General features: G+C 60.9%; 19 protein-coding genes. 10 read left to right on the forward strand and 9 right to left on the reverse strand.

Going from position 1 to position 18,568, the window contains the following annotated elements; genetic code table 11:
* Nucleotides 1-114 precede the first annotated feature (114 nt).
* The 5 genes from V8P77_RS11405 to V8P77_RS11425 all read right to left on the reverse strand — a co-directional run bounded on the left by V8P77_RS11405 (nucleotide 115) and on the right by V8P77_RS11425 (nucleotide 5,198).
* Nucleotides 115-699, reverse strand: a complete 585-nt coding sequence (locus V8P77_RS11405) for a dihydrofolate reductase family protein (RefSeq protein ID WP_335912723.1) — start codon at nucleotides 697-699, stop codon at nucleotides 115-117.
* 109 nt (nucleotides 700-808) lie between these two features.
* Nucleotides 809-1,882, reverse strand: coding sequence for an RNA polymerase subunit sigma-70 (locus V8P77_RS11410; protein WP_335912724.1), 1,074 nt, complete (start codon nucleotides 1,880-1,882; stop codon nucleotides 809-811).
* Nucleotides 1,883-2,108: 226 nt separating this feature from the next.
* A complete protein-coding gene (locus V8P77_RS11415) occupies nucleotides 2,109-3,209 on the reverse strand; it encodes a D-TA family PLP-dependent enzyme (RefSeq protein WP_335912726.1) in 1,101 nt (366 codons plus the stop codon).
* On the reverse strand, nucleotides 3,210-4,685 hold the full coding sequence (locus tag V8P77_RS11420) for a M81 family metallopeptidase (RefSeq protein ID WP_335912727.1): 1,476 nt from the start codon (nucleotides 4,683-4,685) through the stop codon (nucleotides 3,210-3,212).
* A gap of 30 nt (nucleotides 4,686-4,715) precedes the next feature.
* Nucleotides 4,716-5,198 (reverse strand): hypothetical protein, encoded by a 483-nt coding sequence (locus V8P77_RS11425; RefSeq protein ID WP_335912729.1) that lies wholly within the window; start codon nucleotides 5,196-5,198, stop codon nucleotides 4,716-4,718.
* Between the two features lie 111 nt (nucleotides 5,199-5,309).
* On the opposite strand from V8P77_RS11425, the gene V8P77_RS11430 reads away from it, so the two are divergent.
* From V8P77_RS11430 to V8P77_RS11445, 4 genes are read left to right on the forward strand one after another with little or no spacing between them, the layout of a single operon-like run.
* Nucleotides 5,310-5,699 carry a RidA family protein gene (locus tag V8P77_RS11430; protein WP_012555064.1) on the forward strand — a complete coding sequence of 130 codons (390 nt, stop codon included), beginning with the start codon at nucleotides 5,310-5,312 and terminating at the stop codon, nucleotides 5,697-5,699.
* 20 nt (nucleotides 5,700-5,719) lie between these two features.
* Nucleotides 5,720-6,583 carry a MurR/RpiR family transcriptional regulator gene (locus V8P77_RS11435; RefSeq protein ID WP_335912732.1) on the forward strand — a complete coding sequence of 288 codons (864 nt, stop codon included), beginning with the start codon at nucleotides 5,720-5,722 and terminating at the stop codon, nucleotides 6,581-6,583.
* A 25-nt stretch (nucleotides 6,584-6,608) separates the two neighbouring features.
* On the forward strand, nucleotides 6,609-7,385 hold the full coding sequence (locus tag V8P77_RS11440) for an SDR family oxidoreductase (protein ID WP_335912733.1): 777 nt from the start codon (nucleotides 6,609-6,611) through the stop codon (nucleotides 7,383-7,385).
* Nucleotides 7,386-7,445: 60 nt separating this feature from the next.
* Nucleotides 7,446-8,645, forward strand: a complete 1,200-nt coding sequence (locus V8P77_RS11445; RefSeq protein WP_335912735.1) for an MFS transporter — start codon at nucleotides 7,446-7,448, stop codon at nucleotides 8,643-8,645.
* Nucleotides 8,646-8,698: 53 nt separating this feature from the next.
* Here V8P77_RS11445 and V8P77_RS11450 read toward each other — a convergent pair whose 3' ends face one another.
* Nucleotides 8,699-9,040, reverse strand: a complete 342-nt coding sequence (locus V8P77_RS11450; RefSeq protein ID WP_335912737.1) for a LysR substrate-binding domain-containing protein — start codon at nucleotides 9,038-9,040, stop codon at nucleotides 8,699-8,701.
* Nucleotides 9,041-9,111: 71 nt separating this feature from the next.
* On the opposite strand from V8P77_RS11450, the gene V8P77_RS34920 reads away from it, so the two are divergent.
* The 3 genes from V8P77_RS34920 (at nucleotide 9,112) to V8P77_RS11470 (ending at nucleotide 11,520) form a co-directional block, all read left to right on the forward strand.
* Nucleotides 9,112-9,468 carry a DoxX family protein gene (locus tag V8P77_RS34920; RefSeq protein WP_507237387.1) on the forward strand — a complete coding sequence of 119 codons (357 nt, stop codon included), beginning with the start codon at nucleotides 9,112-9,114 and terminating at the stop codon, nucleotides 9,466-9,468.
* A 129-nt stretch (nucleotides 9,469-9,597) separates the two neighbouring features.
* Nucleotides 9,598-10,029, forward strand: coding sequence for a DoxX family protein (locus V8P77_RS11465; protein ID WP_335912739.1), 432 nt, complete (start codon nucleotides 9,598-9,600; stop codon nucleotides 10,027-10,029).
* Between the two features lie 288 nt (nucleotides 10,030-10,317).
* Nucleotides 10,318-11,520 (forward strand): ROK family transcriptional regulator, encoded by a 1,203-nt coding sequence (locus tag V8P77_RS11470; RefSeq protein WP_335912741.1) that lies wholly within the window; start codon nucleotides 10,318-10,320, stop codon nucleotides 11,518-11,520.
* A 35-nt stretch (nucleotides 11,521-11,555) separates the two neighbouring features.
* Here V8P77_RS11470 and V8P77_RS11475 read toward each other — a convergent pair whose 3' ends face one another.
* A complete protein-coding gene (locus V8P77_RS11475) occupies nucleotides 11,556-12,470 on the reverse strand; it encodes a DMT family transporter (protein ID WP_335912743.1) in 915 nt (304 codons plus the stop codon).
* 155 nt (nucleotides 12,471-12,625) lie between these two features.
* On the opposite strand from V8P77_RS11475, the gene V8P77_RS11480 reads away from it, so the two are divergent.
* Nucleotides 12,626-13,489 carry a helix-turn-helix domain-containing protein gene (locus V8P77_RS11480; protein ID WP_507237388.1) on the forward strand — a complete coding sequence of 288 codons (864 nt, stop codon included), beginning with the start codon at nucleotides 12,626-12,628 and terminating at the stop codon, nucleotides 13,487-13,489.
* An 81-nt stretch (nucleotides 13,490-13,570) separates the two neighbouring features.
* On the opposite strand, the gene V8P77_RS11485 is transcribed toward V8P77_RS11480, so the two are convergent.
* On the reverse strand, nucleotides 13,571-14,386 hold the full coding sequence (locus V8P77_RS11485) for an oxidoreductase (protein ID WP_335912745.1): 816 nt from the start codon (nucleotides 14,384-14,386) through the stop codon (nucleotides 13,571-13,573).
* Between the two features lie 90 nt (nucleotides 14,387-14,476).
* Here V8P77_RS11485 and V8P77_RS11490 point away from each other — a divergent pair, with 90 nt between their 5' ends.
* Nucleotides 14,477-14,941, forward strand: a complete 465-nt coding sequence (locus V8P77_RS11490; RefSeq protein ID WP_335912746.1) for a winged helix-turn-helix transcriptional regulator — start codon at nucleotides 14,477-14,479, stop codon at nucleotides 14,939-14,941.
* A gap of 86 nt (nucleotides 14,942-15,027) precedes the next feature.
* Here the strand turns inward: V8P77_RS11490 and V8P77_RS11495 are convergent, their stop codons facing one another.
* Nucleotides 15,028-17,049, reverse strand: a complete 2,022-nt coding sequence (locus V8P77_RS11495) for a beta-N-acetylhexosaminidase (protein ID WP_335912747.1) — start codon at nucleotides 17,047-17,049, stop codon at nucleotides 15,028-15,030.
* Nucleotides 17,050-17,640: 591 nt separating this feature from the next.
* On the opposite strand from V8P77_RS11495, the gene V8P77_RS11500 reads away from it, so the two are divergent.
* Nucleotides 17,641-18,549 (forward strand): flagellin N-terminal helical domain-containing protein, encoded by a 909-nt coding sequence (locus tag V8P77_RS11500; protein WP_029874829.1) that lies wholly within the window; start codon nucleotides 17,641-17,643, stop codon nucleotides 18,547-18,549.
* The last annotated feature ends 19 nt before the right edge of the window (nucleotides 18,550-18,568 follow it).

Here is an 18,568-nt window from a genome sequence, read left to right on the forward strand (position 1 = left end):
GCTACTCGCCCGTGCTGGAAAGCATTTCATCGAGCTGTTCCAGTTGCTCCGGCCAGGCGGACGCCCCGACGGCGTCCGCAAACAACCGCAATGCCGTGCTGATCCAGCAACGCGTCAGTGCGCCCGACAGTCGTAGTGCAAGGCTGCTATATCTGAGCCTGCGAGTTGGCGCTGGCCCAGCAGTTTGAACGGTGCACTCAAGCCAGGCTCGAATGTACGCACGCCCTCACCCAACACGACGTTGCCCACCAGAAGGTGAAACTCGTCGACAAAGCCATGCGCAAGCAAGTCATTGAAGAGAATGCGGCTGCCAAAGATCAGCAGGTCGCCACCGGCCTGAGTCTTAAGTTCAGCGATCCGCGCATGCACGCGTGTCCTGCTCACCACCTCGGTGCCAGCCCAAGGAGAGGTCTTTGCCAGAACCAGCGTGTCGCTGGCGATGACCTTGCGTGCGGCGTCGACACGCTCGGCGATCTCGCGTTGCACCGGGTCGTTCGTCGGAGTGCGATCGACATTCGGCCAATAGGCCTCGAACATGGGGAACGTGACTGCACCGAAGAGAAGCGTGTCCGCGTTGCGCAAGAGTTCAAGATTGTGGGCGTCGAACGCCTCCCCCATTGGCAGCATGTCAAGCCGGCCATCCGGACCGGCGCAGTAGTTGTCGAGGGAACTCAGAATGCTGACGACGAGCTTGGCCATCGCGAATGTCCTTCTGCTGAACGAGTGATGCAGTCCCGAACCTTTCGGGCCTGTCGTTCCCTTAGAGACATAGCGATGCGGAAACTCATCGCTCCGTGGCGAAAAATTCCTAGTGAAACTCGTCGCGCATTCCGAACCGACTGCAGACTGCAGGGTCGAGAAAGCTGTCGATAGCAGCAATGTGGCCGTTGTACACGCTCAGCAGCACGACGCCACCCGGCCGGAAGCGGTCGTCACCAGCTTGCTTCAGATAGCAGGCGAATCCGGGTTGGCCGTTGCCGCGTAAAAAGTGGAGCCGCCAGGGAGTCTCGAACACGCGTTCTGCGAAGAATTTTCCGACAAACTCGCGACCACTGAACCATGCCGGAAGCGGCGGCATTGTGAAGCGTACATCATCGGCTAGAAGGTTCACCATTGCTGTGACGTCGCGACTTTCCCAAGCGGATACGAAGGCATGCAGCAGGAGTTCGAGCCCCTGCGCATCAACTTGCAGCATCTCCCTCGACTGCACGGTTGCGGGTTTCTTCGCCTTCACCGTTTGTCGAGAGCGCTGCAGCGCACTGTTGACTGAGGCCACGGTGGTTCCAAGGATGTCGGCGGTCTCGGTGGCCGAGTACCCAAGCACCTCGCGTAGCAGCAGTACGGCGCGCTGCGTGCCGGGCAAGTGCTGTAACATGGCAACGAATGCAAGTCCTATGTATTCGCGACGCAGCAGTATCGTTGCTGGATCTTCGTTGGGCGCACCCCCGTACAGCAGTTCGCTATCCGGCATTGGTTCCAGCCACACAGGCCCCTGCACCGGCTCGCCCAGTTCGGCTGTGGACCGAAGCGGCGGGGCGAGATCGCCTGAAGCTAGACGCCGAGGGCGTCTCGAACTCATGCGAAGGCAAATGCGGGTGGCTATGCTGTTGAGCCACGTGCCGAGCGAACTGCGTGCCTCGAAAGACCCTAGGCCACGCCATGCACCGAGTAGTGTCTCCTGCAGAGCATCGTCGGCATCAAAGGGCGAGCCGAGCATGCGATAGCAATGCGTGTGTAGCAGCTTGCGATAGGGCTTCATGAGCTGGTCGAATGCCGATGTGTCACCAGCTCTTGCTTGCTGCAGCCACTCGCTTTCAGCTGGATCGACCGCTTTCTTTACCACCACCTGTCGCACCGTGTGCTGTGACATGTCGAAAACCATGGGTTGGACGCGCTATGGCCAGAATGTCCCCTCTCTGAGGGGCACATTAATCTGGACGTTCGCTTCCGAGAAGGTACGTATCTTATCGCTGCGAGTTTTCCCGACTGGCACATGGCATCACGCTTGTCGCTATTTGGACGCCAGGAGCCGCCTGATCGCGAGTAATTCACCGACAGCCGCGGCCTTTGGCGATCAGGGCCATTTCGCCCTCAGCCGCAACCGCCTCCTACCAGACGAGACCGCGGGCAGCGACGTCCTCGACGCGGGTCACCACGCCGCCCCGATGGAAGACCATCGTGTCGAACAGATTGGACACCACGCAGGTGTGGTTCGGGATGATGAAGAGCTTCTGGCCGATTTGCGGCCGGGGGCCGGTGCAATCCGACAGGTCGATCACGCCATGTTCTTCTGAGAGGCTGCTGATCCGCGCCTCGGGATAACCGACGATCAACCCGTAATCGCTAAAACCCTGAAGATCCGAGGTCAACGCCTTCGACCCGGCATCGATGACGGCGCGGTCGGCGTTTGGCCGCGACACGACGGTCGCCAGCACGTGCATGGCGCAATCGTCCTCGGTGCAATGGCCCATGCGCACCATCTGGCGATCATTGTAGATATAGGTGCCGGCGCGGTGTTCCGTGGCCGAGGTGACGAGATGTGCCTCGAAGAGGCTCGGCGTTCCGCCATTGCTGACGATCGGGCAGGTTATGCCTTCCGATGTCAGCTGTGCGAGCGTCTCTGTGATGAAGGCTTCGACGGCGGCGGCCGATTGCGGTTTCGGATAGGTCACGATGCCGCCGAAGGTGAGGCCGTCGGCAGCGGCGATGCGCCTGGCGAGCGAGGCCGCCTCCCCCGGGGTCTGCACGCCGCAGCGGCCGCCGCCGGTATCGCATTCGACCAGGACGTTCAGCGGCTTGTGGCCGGAGAAATGCGCCGCGAGCCCGTCGACCGTCACTTCGCTGTCGGCGACGACTTTTAGGGCCGAAATTCTCTCGTTCAGCTTGCCCAGGCGCTCGAGTTTCTGCTGTCCCAGGATGTTGAAGGTGATGAGGATGTCCTCGAAGCCGGCTTCGGCAAAGACTTCGGCTTCCGTCACCTTCTGGCAATTGATGCCCTTGGCGCCCGCGGCAAGCTGCGCGACGGCGAGAGCCGGGATCTTGTGCGTCTTGATATGCGGGCGGAAGTTCAGCCCGTGCCGGTCCATATAGGATTGAACGCGGTCTATGTTTGCCGCCAGCCTGTCTTCGTCGATCACAGGACGGGGGGTCGAGAGATCGGCGATCCTGTCTCCTGCCTTGGCGATGACGGCAAACCTGATATCATGCATCTAGGCGGCTCCGCGTTCTCTACCGTGTGGATCGGCGACGATCGGCCATATGGTCTTCGGTGCCCGTCGGTATGGCGTCGTCGCCGGATTATTGGGATAGGGCGTTCCGGCAGAGCAGTAAAGGATCTCGGCCGCGATCTTCGAGAAGGACGCGAAGAAGTGGTTGGTGGATTTTATCACCAGGATCTTCTGCCTGGCGGGATCGATGCCCATCGCCGAAAAAAGGCTCGGATCGAAGCTTTGAGCGCGTGTCGAATTGAGGATGATGTCGATGCCGTCAAGCACGATATGTGCGGCATCGCCGAAAGGTGCGAGGCTCTCGCCGAACTGCATTTCGGCATTCTTCACCAGCTTGACGACCTTGACGGTGCCGTCGACGGGATTGCCGGTGCCGGGCGCCGACTTGGCGCCGAAGCGCAGTGGAATTTCCGCCCCCTCGCCCGCCGCAAAACAGATCTGGACGGCCACCGGATCCCAGATGGTGCCGATCGCAGCACTCGTGACACCGCGTGCGATCAGCTCTTCGAGGATAACAGTCGCATCCCCTGCCGTGCCGCCACCCGGATTATCCCAGACATCGGCGATGACAACCGGCCATGCGGTTGCGGCGATTGCGCGTGAGACGGCTTCCTTCTCGTCGATCTGCGGGACCATGAAGGTGCCGCGCTTCGAAAATAGCTCGAGGCCGAGTTCACGCGCCAAAGCCGCGCCCTTTTCCGGCTTGTTGTTGGTCACCACCAGCAGCTTCGTTCCCATTTCGGGAACGTCGCCGACCATGAAGCCGTGGATCACCGAGATCGACAGGACGTCCGGATCATCCTTTTCGATCCGCATGATCTTGTCGACGAAGGAACGCATGGGCTCGCGCGATGTCGGGAAGACGTCGATCATCCGGCAGTCGAACACCGATATGACCGGCTTGATCCGGCCTTCGAGCGTTTCGACCGTAATGCGCCAGAGATCCTCGGCGCGGTCGACGAAGTCCGTATGCGGAAACTCCTTGAAATAGACGGCGAAATCGAGAGCGGCGACACGTTTTGCAGTGAGATGACTGTGCGGATCGAGTTCGGCGCAGATGAGGACATCGGGCCCGACGATCTCGCGGATGCGCGACAGGAGATCGCCTTCCGTATCCTCGTATCCGGCTGCCACCATGGCGCCGTGCAGGCCCATGACAACGGCGTCGACCGGCATTGCCGCATTGAGTTGGCCAAGGATTTCGTCACGGAATTCCTCGTAGGTCGCCCGGTTGACGAGGCCTGCGGGGTCGGCCCAGGTGGCGGTTCCCTCAATCAGTTCCCAACCCTTTTCTCGGGTGACGCGCCTGCCGACGGTGATCGGCGCGGTGCAGAGCGTTGGCGTTTCGGGATGCTGGCCGGGCGGGGCATAGAGAGAGGCTTCGAATGCGCGACGATCCACGCAGATCGGGGAAAAGGTGTTGGTCTCCGTCGCCAATGCTGCCGTGAAAATGCGCAAAAAAGTGGCCTTCGTGTTGTCGGCCCCGCGTCAACCCATCGGGTTCGGCAGGTAGCCGGTGAAACCTGAGATTTTCCAGCGTCCTTGGTGAAGCCTGCAATAATAGAGCGTCTGCCATTGCAGGACGTCCCGGGTATCGTCGCTCTTGGTAATGCCGCCGTCGAATTTCTTGCGAACGAGGGCCATTTCGCCCTCGATTTCGATATCCTCAAGCGTCGTCGTCGTGAAGATCGCCGTGCGCGCATCTTCTGCGAAACTCTGCTCGGCGAAATCCTTTGCCTGCCTCAGCCATTCCTGGCGATAGGCCGACAGCGTCGGAAATGCCAGGCGCCACCTGTCGGGGCTGACCTGCTTCTGGGCATCGATACCGATGAAGCCCTCTTCGACGAAGTCATGCTCCACCATCGACCAATCGGCCGCCAGAAACGCATCGATATCGCGCCGAACGAGCATTTCCCAGATTGCATGCCGGGCGCTGTCTGACGGGAAAGGATTCTGGAAAGGATCGCGCATATCAGCCCCGGATTGAAATTCTTTTCATAAATCGCGTTTTTCACTGGTCAAATTCTGCTTTCTATGGTCACTTGTCAACTTATCAAGAAAATAATTTGCAAGGACTTCAGCATGCCGATCAAGCGCTATGGCACTGTTCAAACGGGCGCCGGCGGCAAGGCGCTGCCTTTCGCGCGTGCGGTCGAAGCCGACGGATGGCTGTATGTTTCCGGCCAGGTTGCGATGGAAGACGGCGAAATCATCGACGGCAACATCATCGCCCAGACCCACAAGACGATTGCCAACGTTCTGGCGATCCTCGATGAGGCCGGATACGGCGTCGAGGATGTGGTGCGCGTCGGCGTCTGGCTCGACGATCCGCGCGACTTCTGGACCTTCAATAAAATCTATCAGGAGTATTTCGGCGAACATCCGCCGGCGCGCGCCTGTGTGCAATCGTCGATGATGGTCGATTGCAAGGTTGAGATCGACTGCGTGGCCTATAAGAAGAAGGATGGATAGAGAACCATCGGGGGACGGGCTTGGATATCTTTTCGACGTTGCAGGAAGATAGGGGTCGGCTCTCTCCCTCCGAGAGCCGCATCGCGGAGATCATCGTCAACGACTTCGAGTTCGCCGTGAACGCCTCGATCATCGAGCTTGCCGAACGGGCCGAGGTGTCACCACCGACCGTCACCCGTTTTTGCCGGCGGCTCGGTTGCGAGAGTTTTTCCGACTTCAAGGTGCAGCTCGCCCGGACCGCCCATATCGGCGTGCGTTATCTGAAACCGGAATCGAAAAGCACCGATCCCGCCGATGTCGCTCAGGACATCATCACCAAGGCCCAGAACGCTCTCTTTCTCCTGCATCGGTCGCTCGATCTTGCCGCGATCGAAGCCGCCGTTTCGCATATTGCCAAGGCCGATATGATCTATGCGTTCGGCTCGGGCGGCAATTCGTCGATGATCGCCGACGAACTTCAGAACCGGCTCTTCCGTCTCGGCCTTCGCATAACGGCAAGTTCCGACCACAGCATGCAGCTGATGATGGCGGCCGCGGCAAGGCCGGGCGACGTGTTGATCGGCTCCTCCTTCTCAGGGCGCAATACGGAGCTGGTGCGGGCCTTCGAGCTTGCCCGCCAGACCAAGGTGAAGACGATCGCGCTCACCCAGACGGCCAGCCCGGTTGCCAAGGCTGCCGAAATCGTCGTGCCGATCGATCTTCCCGAAGGCAACAATATCTATCGCCCGACCTCGACGCGCATCGCCTACATCGCGACGGTCGATATCCTGTCGAGCCTGGTCGCCTACGCCGTTCAGCCGAAGGCGACGACCACCCTTCGGCGCATCAAGCAGCAGCTGGTCATTCATCGTGACGGCGACGACCGGCAATTGCTTGGAGATTGAGTTTCATGAACGGGAGCGACAGAAAATGACGCAGTCGATAGCCATCGTTACCGGCGCTGCAGGCGATATCGGCGCGGCAATCGCCGCACGGCTCGCCGATGACCACGACGTCGTGTTGCTCGCCGACATCGATGCAGCGGCTGCCGCCGCCGTGGCGTCGAAGCTCGGGCCGGGCCATCGCTTCGTCGCCGTCCAATGCGATGTGACCAGCGAGATGAGCATTGCCGAATTGGCAAGACGCGCCGCCGACGTCGGCGTGGTTCGAACCCTGGTCAACAATGCCGGTGCTGCCCGCGCGACCAGCCTGCATGAGACGACGCCCGAGATCTGGCGGGCGGACAATGCGCTTAATCTCGAAGCGGCATTCTTATGTTTCCGCGCATTCGAGCCCATGCTGAAGGCCTCGAGGGGTTCGGTCGTCAACATCGCCTCGGTCAACGGCATGCATGTCTTCGGACACCCGGCCTATAGCGCCGCCAAGGCCGGTCTTCTGCATTTCACCCGCCTGGTCGCCGTCGAATACGGCAAGTTCGGCATCCGGTCCAACGCCGTCGCACCCGGCACGGTGAAGACGCAGGCCTGGGAAGTACGCGCGGCAGCCAATCCGAATGTTTTCGAGGAGGCACGCCGCTGGTATCCGCTGCAGCGTGTTGTCGATCCGAAAGATGTCGCCAATGCCGTGGCCTTCCTCGCCGGCCCCCTGGCCGCAGCGATATCAGGCGTCTGCCTGCCTGTCGATTGCGGCCTCACGGCCGGCCAGGCCGAACTCGCACGGACCTTCTCACAATCGGAACATTACTGAAACCCGCAGGAAGACAAGAGGGGCAGGTTGTGAAGCCGGCTACGTCTGATCGATGACCGCATGAGCCGACTTTTTCCCGACGTCTTCCGCAATCCGGCGATCCGCGCCTGCATGATCGCCATTTTCACCTTCGGGATGGCGGGGGCGATGACCGCACCCTATCGTTCGGTCGTGGGTATCCGCGAATTGGGCTTGAGCGACGGCCTCTATTCCTTCCTGAGTTTCCTCTCCGCGGCGGTGAACGTCGTCATTAGCATCCTGCTCGGCAATCTCGCCGACCGACTGGGCGAGTACCGGTCGACGATGATCGGCGCTTGCCTGTTCGGCATCGTCGGCTACGGCATGGTCTACGCCTTTCCAACCGCAGCCGTCTTCGTCATCAGCGGCTTGCTGCCCCTGCCGATCTACGGGGCGCTGAACTCGCTGCTGTTTGCCAATGCGCGTGCGGCGATGCACGGCATGAGCCGAAGCGACATGGTGACGGCCAACTCCGGCGTGCGCGCCATGATCTCGCTGTCCTGGGTGCTGATCCCCGGCATCACCGGCCTGCTGCTGTCTGGCGCATCGAGCATGCTGCCGGCCTACCTCTTCGCCGGCCTCTCATGTCTGCTCTGCCAGGGGATCATCATCTTCGCCTTGCCGAAGCGGGCGGCAACGGAGATGGCAGCAGTTCATCATCTCACCTATCTCGGCGCGCTTCGCCAGGTGGTTTCGCCGCGAATATCCGCGCATATTTGCGGGGTGGCGCTCATCACCAGCACGCTGCATCTCAATGACGCCCTGCTGCCATTGATCGCCACCGGTGCCGCGCATGGCAGGCTGAGCGACGTCGGCATTCTTGTCGGCATCGTCGCATTGCTGGAAGTCGTCTTCATCATCATCTGGTCGCGGATCGCCCGGAAAACCGGCCAGATGACGGCGCTTGCCGCCGGTACTATCATCTATGCCGTGTTCCTCAGCCTGCTCGGCTTTGCCTCTGAGCCGTGGCACCTCTATGCGCTCACCTTGCTCGCCGGCATCGGAGCGGCGGCGATCATCAGCTTTCCGATCACCTATCTGCAGGATCTGATTGCCGATCGACCGGGGCTCGGCAGTGCGTTGATCTCCGTCAACATCTTTGCCAGCGCCGGGATCGGCGCGTTGATCTTTGCCGCCGGTACCTTTGTGACAGGTTATTCGGGAACCGCAATCCTGAGCGCTGTCACCGGGCTGGCTGGCATAGCATTGCTTGGTTTCCTGCAAAGACGCCGTGCCCATTGAGCCGATAAGTCTTCGCCAAGATCAAGCACTGGATGCGCCAGGCCTCTGGCCGACTAACCGCCCTCAACCTCTGAGCAGGGAGAGGTTCGCGATGCCAGGAAGTCGATGAAGGTACGGACCTTGGCTGAAAGATACTTCTTGCTGGGATAGACGGCATGAAGCGTCGCGGTCAACTTCAGCGTATCCGGCAGCACCATCTCCAGCCGACCTTCGGCGATGTCGGGTTGAGCCATCCATGTCGGCAGGAAGACGAGGCCCATGCCCTCCAGCGCGGCGAGGTGTAACATGGTCTCGTTGTCACTTTGGATCACCGTCTGGAACTTTACCGCTTCCCGACCCTGCGGACCATCGAAAGTCAAAGTGCCGGTCGAGTTTACGCCGCTGTAGAGCAGCAATGAATGACCATTGAGATCGCTCAGTTTCGATGGTCGTCCTTACGCTTGAGATAGGCTGGCGATCCGACAACGTGAAAAACGATCTTCGTCAGCGGACGAGCGATGAGACCGGGATCAAGGCGGTCGGGCGTAGTCGCGCGCAGGGCAAGGTCGAAGCCTTCGTCTACGAGGTTGACGATTCGCCCGCTCAAATCCATGTCGAAGGAAACGTCAGGGTAACGCTGGTGATATTCAGCAAGCATGCGCGTGACGAAGGTGTTCGCGGCCCATGCCCCGCAAGGCTCTGGCCGGCTTTGAACATGGGCGAAGTTGCGATCATGTTCTGCTTCATCTTTCTCTATCTCGCCTTTGCCGGCGCAGGCGCCTGGGCGCTCGACAATGTTCTGCGTCCATCCACGAGACAGGCGTCGCTCAGCGAAGGCGCGTAGGTCAACCGCTGCGCGCTGGTGCCCGCGTCCCCAACACTTGAGGACAACCCGTCACAGACCAGCTGTGCTCGAGTCGCATGGACCGGCTCAACGGCCTGCCCCACACGCGCTTTTTTCAGGAGATCAAGAATGACAACCAACGCAATCACGCGGCCTGCCCCGCATATCAGCCGCGCTCTCAATATCGGCCTTTGGAGCGCCCAAAGCCTCATATTCGTGGCCTTCGTAGTGTTCGGCTGCATGAAGATGTTCATGCCCGTCGATCAACTGGCGGCAATGTGGGTCTGGCCGGGCCAAGTTCCCGTTCCATTTCTGCGTTTCATGGGAATTGTGGATGCCGCCGGCGGTGTAGGCGTGCTGTTGCCCGCCCTGACGAGAATCCAGCCCCGCCTGACAGTGCTCGCCGCGCTCGGTTGCACGGCGCTCCAGATCGCCGCGATCATCTTCCATGTTTCCCGCGGCGAAGCATTCGTCACTCCGCTGAACTTCGTCTTGCTCGCTCTCTCCGCCTTCATTCTCTGGGGCCGCGCGAAGAAGGCACAGATCACGCCGCGCGGCTGAAACGTCGCGTTCAGATTTCCCGTTCGTTCCTGCATTTCACCGAACGGGCACGCGGGCGGGTCCTGGCATTTCATGCTTAGCTCTTCGCCTGCGTTGAATCTCAGCTCTATTCCAACGTACTGCGACCGTCACGCTCGCAAACTATTTCACAAATGCAGGATAGACTTCTGTCAAAACATGAAAGGCTCTCGCTGATAGACATCGGCCAACAAGATCTGACGAAGAATGGAGCTTTCATCAGTGTTCGTCTTGTGACAAGGGTGATGCTGCATTTGCTTTGAAGGCGACATGAAGGCAATTTCCGGCACGAATCTCGAGCAGGCCAAGTCTCACAACCGGCGTGTGGTGATCGAGGCTGTCCGAACGAACGGTCCCTTGTCGCGCGCGGCAATCGCCCGGATGACGGCGCTGACGGCCCAGACTGTTTCGAATATCGTCGAGGAACTGGAGAGATCGCACCTTCTCGTTCCGTCCGAGGCGCAGAAGCTGGCCCGCGGCCAGCCGATCATCCCCTACACCATCAATCCGCGCGGCGCCTATTCGATAGGCCTCGAACTTGGCCGCCAGCGTGCCAGCGGGGTTCTGACGGATCTCTCAGGGACGGTCTGCGCGCGCATCGAGCGCCATGTCGAACATCCCGATCCGCAGACGGCCATGCCGGCTCTCCAATCCATCGTTGAGGATCTTCAGCAGGCCTTCGCCTTCGACCGGAACCGGCTTCTCGGCGTCGGCATGGCCCTGCCCGGCCGCTACGGCGATGGCGGCACCACCTCGCTCAGTCCGCTGAACTTCCCCGGCTGGCAGGGCTTTGCCGTTGGCCACGAACTGGAACAGCGGGTGAAGCTGCCCGTGCTCGTCGAAAACGATGCGACGGCAGCCGCGATCGGCGAGCGTCTGCATGGCGTGGCCCGCGGTTTCGCCAGCTTCGTCTATCTGTTTCTTGCGGGCGGCGGCGGTATCGGCGCCGGAATGTTCCTCGACGGCCACCTCTACAAGGGCAGCCGCAACAACGCCGGCGAGATCGGGCATATCATCGTCGAACCGCATGGCAAGCTCTGCAGCTGCGGCAAGCGCGGCTGTCTGGATCGCTACGTGTCACCGGCCGTCGCCTATGAATTCATGGGCATTGCCAATGCCGAGGAGCTGTCGCCTGACGATCTCGATGCGCTGATCGCCAAGGGCGGCGAAGGTCTCGACGCCTGGCTGGATCAGGCCGTTCAGCCGCTGCGGCAGACCGTCGATTTTCTGGAACTGGCCTTCGATCCGCAGACCATCGTGCTCGGCGGCAGCATCTCGCCCTCGCTGATGCTTCGGCTTGCAGAGCGGCTGGAGCCGCTGCACACCCCGATCGATCCCAACCAGAAGCGGACGGTGCCTCGTGTCATGATCGGCACGACCGGCAAGGATACGGCAATCCTCGGCGCCGCCGCCCTGCCGATCTTTTCCGAAACGAATCCGCGCTTCGACGTCCTGCAAAAGCCGCTCGGCTAGCCATCTCGGTCCGGAAGATTGCCGACGCCGGGCTCTCATCCGCCTGCCGGCAGCCTCACATCCGACTGCCGTGGCCGACGGGCTAGAGGTCGCGCAAAGATGACCAGGTTGCCGAGAAGCGTCAGCGCCAGGCCGATCAGGCCTAGACCGCTCCAGTGGTAGCCCTCGAAGACCGTCGACAACGACAGGGCTACGATCGGGAACAGGACGGTGGCATAGGCAGCGCGTGAGGAGCCGATGCGGGACACCAGCATGAGGTAGGTGGTGAAGCCGATCACCGATCCGATTGCCGCGAGATAGAGCAGGGCGGCAAGATAGGTGATGTCAGGCGGCGCCACGATCGGTGTTTGCGTCACGGCAATCAGGAAGAGCAGGACGATCGTGCCATAGGTCATGCCCCAGGCATTGGCGGTCAGCGGTGAGATTCCGACCGCGCTGTTTCGACGCGATGCCATATTGCCCAGCGAAAAAAACAGCGTGCCAAGCGCTGCAAGCCCGACCCCTTTCAACGCGTCCATATCGAAATCGACGGCAACGTCCTGTCCGAAAAGGAGGAGGAGGCCGGCTGCTCCGAGCGCCGCTGCGAGAAGCGTGCGGCCTGTAATACGGTCGCCGAAGAAGAGGCGCGCATTGACGGCATTATAGATTGTCGCGAGCGAGAAGATCACGGAGATCAGCCCGGACGGGATGAAGGCGGCGGCGTTGTAGAAACAGATGAAATTGAGGCTGAACAAGCAGAGCGCTTGCGCAAGGATGAAAGGTTGATCGCGCAAGGCAGGGAGCTTGAGCTGCCGCATGACAGCCAGGATGGCGACGAGGATCAATGCTGCGACCGCAAATCTGTAAAAAACCGAGACCAAGACCGACACGGGACCGACCTGCATCGCAATGGCGATCCAAGTCGTCCCCCATATGAGGACGGTGGCGATGAAGAGAGCGGCATTTGCCATGGCGTGATCCTCGTTTTCGCGACCAATAGGCGAACCGTGAGCAGGTCTCTTGCAGATTCTTGCTATGAAATCGATTTGCCCGGACTTCCCTGCTCGCCATGCGGGTCGTCCACCGGTAGTGTTTGCAAGGCGTGGCCAGGTGTGGGGAAGAATTGGTGAAGGATAGCCGCCTTTCGGTTTTCAGGTTTTTGTCCGCATCTCCCAATGCGCGGATGTCACAGTCCATCGATTTGGGTTTCGGGCGATCAGCTGCCATCTGGAGCAATGCACACGACAGGATGAGCTATGAGCGGCCGAACGGTCATACGTTTAGTCTTTATCTGAGAGGCGGCGGCGGAACGCGTCGTCTGGATGGCAGTTCCGCCGCGCGCGGCCGTCCGGGAGTGCTGTGCATCATGCCGCAGGGGCACTCGTCCGAATGGGAAATCACCGACTTCTTCGAATTCGTCCATCTGTATGTTCCTGACGACCAGATGCGCCGGATGTTTGCGGAGACGTTTGACCGCGATGCTCGGCTCATGGCACTTCCCGAAGTGACCTTCGCAGATGCACCCGCCTTGGCGCACACGCTTCGGCAGATGACGAAAGCGATGTTGGCGGGCGGTCATCTGCTGGCTGAAGAAGCGATGACGCAGGCGATCAACGATTTCTTCGTTGATCCGCGTTATGGAGGGATGCGCCCCTGCGCGATCAGCGGCGGGCTCGCTCCTCATGTCCGGCGCCGGAGTCTCGACTATATCGAGGCCCATCTCGGTGAGACAATCCACTTGCAAGATCTGGCAACGATCGGTCAGCTCAGCGCGTTTCATTTTCAGCGGATGTTCCGGGCAAGCTATGGTGTGTCCCCGCATGGCTGGGTGGCCCACCGGCGTGTCGAGCGCGCCAAATCGATGTTATCAGGCATGGACCCAATAGCGCAGATCGCTTCGGCCTGCGGCTTCAGCAGCCAGAGCCACATGACACGGGCATTCAAGTTGGGCACAGGCGTCACACCCTCTGCCTACCGGCAACGACAGTGAAGCGCCTTCGCTCGACACGTGTTTGTTCGCTGTGGGCGGGGCGGCAGCCTTGATCTCTTGACCGATAACGCCGGCGCTGGCTCAACCGGGAAGTTTGTTGAATTTCCGGAGGCTCATGTCGACGAAGGACTCGGGCAGAAAGCGGCGGATGAAACGCACCTGTCCCGCTGCTTTCCCGGCCGTATAGCGTCTCTTGGGCGATGGCGCGTTAGCGGCCTTGACGACGGTTGCGGCGACCACCTCGGGCGCATCGCCCTTTGAGACGATCTCGCGCATCAGCTTCTCCGCGTCGGCGCGCACCGCATCATAGACGGCAAGCGGCCGGTCCGGCCGCGTGATGTTCTCCTCGAAGGAGGTGCGGGTGACACCCGGTTCGACGAGCACGACGCGGATGCCCTGTGTGCGCACTTCATGGTCGAGGGATTCCGAATAACCTTCGATCGCGTGCTTGGTCGCTGCGTAGAGCGCGTTGAAGGGCGCCGGGATCAGCCCAAGGATCGAGCTCAGGTTGACGATCCGGCCGCGGCGCTGCCCCCGCATCACCGGCAGCACCGCATTGGTCATGCGCATCGTGCCGAAGACGTTGACGTCGAACACGGCTTTGGCCTGCGCCGTCGTCGATTCCTCGGCGCCGCCGAGCAGGCCGATCCCGGCATTGTTGACGAGAAGATCGATCCGTCCCGTGCGTTTCAGAACCTCGTCGACGACGCCCTGCACCGATTGATCATCGATGACGTCGCAGACCAGCATGATGATGCCGTCGGCGGTGTCGGCCATCGGCTTTCGGCTGGTGCCGAACACCCGGTAACCGTCGTGCCGCAGCGCCTTCGCCGTCACCAGCCCGATGCCGGAGGAAGCCCCTGTGACCAGGGCAATGCCGCGTTCTCTCTTGCTCATTGACGTCTGCCTTCGTTTTTGTCGTGGAACATCCATGCGCATTCTGTTACTATCAAAAAGATAGCAAGTCACTACTAAAAAGATATCGACATGAAGAATCTTTCGGACCAGCCCTGCCTGATCGCCCGCAGCCTGGCGCTCGTCGGCGATGCGTGGAGCATGCTGATCATGCGCGACGCCCATGCGGGGCTGACCCGCTTCGATGAATTTCGCAAAAGCCTCGGCATCGTCCCGACAATGCTGACGGGGCGGCTGTCATCGCTGACCGAGGAAGGATTGCTGGAAAAGCGCCGCTATTCCGAGCGTCCGCCGCGCGACGAATATGTGCTGACGGAAGCCGGCCGCGATTTTCTGCCGGTGCTGTTTGCAATCGGCGCCTGGGGCCGCAAGCACCGCAGCGGCGGCGCAGTCACCCGCTTCTTCGACGCCGAGACCGGAACCGAGATCGATCCAGTCACCATCGACCGCGCGACCGGCGCGCCGATTGGAACACGTCCTATTCGTATCGCGGCACCCGAATGCGAGTTGCCCGCGGCACCTGACAACGCCCTTTGAAAGTGATGTCAGTATCCCCCGCCATCACCGCCTCCGGCGATGGCGAGGGTGATCCTCAAATCAAAACCCGTGGCCCGATCCGGGCGCTACGACTGCTGCCGCCCGTAGAGCAGCGGCATCAGTCCTGCGAGCGCCCTGAAACGCTCCCACGACTTGGATGACGGCTTCGTCCAGCCCGTTTCAGCAAGCGCGGAAAGGCGCGGAAAGACGAGGCGGTCGAAAACGGCGCGATCCGTCATCGGCTCGGACCAGATGCAGGCCTGGATGCCGAGGAGTTTCTGTTTCTGGCTCGCCGTCCAGCCGCCGATGGGGTCGAAATTGTAAAGCTTCTCGGCATCCGAAGTCCCCGCCCAGCTGGCGCCGGGTTCGTCCCAGTCGGGCCTGAGCGCCATGTCGAGGTAGTAGACCTGTCCGGGGCAGACGACGATTTCGTAGCCGCGCTCGGCAAGTTCGGCCGAGACCTCGACATTGCGCCAGCTGCAGAGATAGCTCTTTGATTTGTCGATGACATCGCCGTGGGCCGCCTCTTCCCAGCCGCCGGTGATGCAGCCCTTGCTCGCAAGGAAGCGCTGGACGCGGCTCAGGAACTCCGCCTGCAGGATGGCGGCACCCGAGCCGTGGATGTCGTCGGCACCGTGGGTATTGGTCACGACGTTCAGCCGCTTGGCATGCGCATCGGCAACCTCGTCGCCCGCGACGCTGCGCAGGCGCTCGAGCGCTTCCGGCGAGCCGGACCATGCGCCGAGCGGCACTTCGTCGGCGCCGAGATGGATGGTCTTGAACGGAAAGAGCTCGATGAGTTCCGAAAGGATCGTCTCGATGATCTCATAGGTCTTCTCGCGGGCCGGATTGATACAATTGTCGGGAAAGCCCTGAACAGAATAATAGCTGCCGACCTCGGCCGGATCGCGCAGTTCCGGTATCGCCTGCAGCATGGCGTAGCAATGGCCGGGGACATCGATCTCCGGCACGATCTCCACGCCGAAGCCCTTGGCCTGGGCGACGATCTCGCGGATGGCGGCCTTGGTATAATAGCCGCCGGTGCGGGCCGGGCTCGAACCGAGCAGCGGCGGAACGGCCAGACCGTGGCCGCGCCAGGCGCCGACCGCGGTCAAATCAGGATAGGCGTCGATCTCGACGCGCCATGCTTCGTCGTCGGAAAGGTGCCAGTGGAAGCGGTTGAGCTTGTTCCAGGCAAGCACCGCCAGGAGCTTCTTGACTTCGGTTGCGCCATAGAACTGGCGGGCGACGTCGAGATGCAGGCCGCGCCAACCCATCGACGGCTCATCGACGATCTCGCCTGCGGCCGGAAACTGGAAGACCTCGGGATGCAGCCTTGCACCGCGCCAGATCTGGCCGAGTGTGACGAGGCCGTAGAGGAAGCCGGTCTGGCTGCTGGCCTCGATCGTGATCGTCTCACCCTCGAAGCTCAGCCGATAGGCCTCTGGCCCGAGCCCGGCGGCATCCTTCAGGGCAACCGGAACCGCGCCTTCCGCCTCGCTCCGCACGATGCCTTCGACGGCGAAGAGATGCTCGACCAGCGCTGCGAAACTGCGTGTTGCCGCCTCCCCTTCAGCGCTCTGCGCCAGCGGTGCAAAACCGGCCGGCAGCGGCCGACGCGAGGCGACCGCCACATGGTTCGGCCAGGGAATGATCGACACTTGAACGGGCGCATTGACCGGCACCGGATAGATCTCGGCGCCACGCTTTAATGGGGCGTTGCTGACCGAAGATCGCGTCGGCTCGATGCTGAGCACGATGGTGCTGCCGTCGGAAAGCGCGAGATAGCCGCTCGTCGCGCCGTCCGTCCAGTGGCGGAACTGCCAGCTCAGCGCGTAGACCGATATCGTCCACGTCTCGCCGGCGCCGAGAACGAAATTGGCCGGCGGCTGGAATTCGGTGAAATTCGACAGCCGCAGCGAAACCATGGCGCCTTCGACGCGCCCGGCAGGATCGACACGACCCGGGCCGCTCACGCACAGCGAAAAATTCGAAAGCGGCTCGGAGCCCTGGTTTTTGAGGCGCAGGACGTAGGAAAATTCCTTGCCGTCTGCAGGTGGATTCCAAAGGGTTTCAAGCCGCAGGGCTTTTGGTCGCGGTGTGGACATGGTCACTCTTTCCTCTTGAAGATCGGATCATGCGTATTCCGGCGCATTACCGGGAGCGGAAATTGGGAGTAGGCATTGCGCCCTCGGCCTTTTGGTAGAAGGCCGAGGGTGTGATGTTGTCGATGATCGCGTAGGCCCAGCCCGGTCGAAGCGCTCGCTGCAGCAAAGCCGGCTCCGATGGAAACGGCGCGGGTGCATCCTTGCTCAACCTCATTCGCGCGGTCCCGTTGTTCTTGAAGTCAATCAAATTGATTTAAGATTGATAGTCAGTTTCCCGCCGACACGTCAATTGCCGATTGGAAATTTCTGCAGCGCCTCAGGATGGCTCTCACCAGACATTAACTGGGCATGACCTTCACCGAAATAATGGCCGGCAAATCGAGCAGCCGAGCCTTCGCATCGCATTCCTGCGAAAAATTATCGCCTCGTCCCTTCGCGTTAACGATTAAGGTACCTTTAAGTACCATAATTGACCCAACGATGGCGAATTGACCTTCCCGAACACGGGTCGATAAGCATGAGGCTGCTCGCCACGGCCCGGATTGACCCGGGATGCAACACATCCAACTTCATGAACGGGTCGAATTTCCAATGACGAGCATCAATACGAACAATTCCGCGATGGCTGCCCTTCAGACGCTGCGCAGCATCAATTCCAATCTCGAAACGACACAGAACAGTGTCTCTACCGGTTATCGGGTCGACACCGCATCCGACAACGCCGCCTACTGGTCGATCGCCACCACGATGCGGTCCGACAACAAGGCGCTTTCCGCCGTGTCCGACGCCCTTGGCCTCGGCGCAGCAAAGGTCGATACTGCCTATACGGCAATGGAAAATGCGATCGACGTCGTCGACGAGATCAAATCCAAGCTTGTGGCAGCCACTGAAGACGGTGTCGACAAATCCAAGGTCCAGGAAGAAATCACGCAGCTTCAGAATCAGCTGCTGAGCATCGCCCAGTCAGCGTCGTTCTCTGGTGAGAACTGGGTCGCGGGCGAAAGCGGCACGAAAAGCGTCGTGTCGTCCTTTGTTCGCGATGGCTCCGGCGCCGTTTCCGTTAAAGTGACGGATTATGCCCTGGATACCAGCTCCACGGGCAATGTGTTGTTCGGCATGAGCAGCGGGACGATCGATACCGCGTCCGGCATCCTCGGAACGGTGGACGCAAATGGCGATTCCGTCTATTCGCTCGACATTACCGACTTCACCACCGGTCAGATCCAGTCGGCGCTGTCGACCATCGAATCCGCGCTGTCGGCAATGACCTCTGCCGGTGCGCAGCTGGGTTCGATCTCGACGCGCATCGAACTGCAGGAAGACTTTGTCGGTGCGCTGTCGGATTCCATCGAGTCGGGCGTGGGACGGCTGGTCGACGCCGACATGGAGGAGGAGTCGAGCAGGCTGTCTGCCTTGCAGACACAACAGCAGCTTGCCATCCAGTCGCTATCGATCGCGAATTCGTCGTCGCAGAATATCCTGTCGCTCTTCCGCAGCTAATCGTCCTGGCCGATGCAAA

This window comes from Rhizobium aouanii (assembly GCF_037002925.1).
GTDB classification, from domain to species: Bacteria; Pseudomonadota; Alphaproteobacteria; order Rhizobiales; family Rhizobiaceae; genus Rhizobium; species Rhizobium aouanii.

Coding starts and splice junctions, on each gene's coding strand:
- V8P77_RS11405 (WP_335912723.1), bottom strand. CDS start 699: ATGGCCAAGCTCGTCGTCAGCATTCTGAGTTCCCTCGACAACTACTGC.
- V8P77_RS11410 (WP_335912724.1), bottom strand. CDS start 1,882: ATGGTTTTCGACATGTCACAGCACACGGTGCGACAGGTGGTGGTAAAG.
- V8P77_RS11415 (WP_335912726.1), bottom strand. CDS start 3,209: ATGCATGATATCAGGTTTGCCGTCATCGCCAAGGCAGGAGACAGGATC.
- V8P77_RS11425 (WP_335912729.1), bottom strand. CDS start 5,198: ATGCGCGATCCTTTCCAGAATCCTTTCCCGTCAGACAGCGCCCGGCAT.
- V8P77_RS11430 (WP_012555064.1), top strand. CDS start 5,310: ATGCCGATCAAGCGCTATGGCACTGTTCAAACGGGCGCCGGCGGCAAG.
- V8P77_RS11440 (WP_335912733.1), top strand. CDS start 6,609: ATGACGCAGTCGATAGCCATCGTTACCGGCGCTGCAGGCGATATCGGC.
- V8P77_RS11445 (WP_335912735.1), top strand. CDS start 7,446: ATGAGCCGACTTTTTCCCGACGTCTTCCGCAATCCGGCGATCCGCGCC.
- V8P77_RS11465 (WP_335912739.1), top strand. CDS start 9,598: ATGACAACCAACGCAATCACGCGGCCTGCCCCGCATATCAGCCGCGCT.
- V8P77_RS11470 (WP_335912741.1), top strand. CDS start 10,318: ATGAAGGCAATTTCCGGCACGAATCTCGAGCAGGCCAAGTCTCACAAC.
- V8P77_RS11475 (WP_335912743.1), bottom strand. CDS start 12,470: ATGGCAAATGCCGCTCTCTTCATCGCCACCGTCCTCATATGGGGGACG.
- V8P77_RS11485 (WP_335912745.1), bottom strand. CDS start 14,386: ATGAGCAAGAGAGAACGCGGCATTGCCCTGGTCACAGGGGCTTCCTCC.
- V8P77_RS11490 (WP_335912746.1), top strand. CDS start 14,477: ATGAAGAATCTTTCGGACCAGCCCTGCCTGATCGCCCGCAGCCTGGCG.
- V8P77_RS11495 (WP_335912747.1), bottom strand. CDS start 17,049: ATGTCCACACCGCGACCAAAAGCCCTGCGGCTTGAAACCCTTTGGAAT.
- V8P77_RS11500 (WP_029874829.1), top strand. CDS start 17,641: ATGACGAGCATCAATACGAACAATTCCGCGATGGCTGCCCTTCAGACG.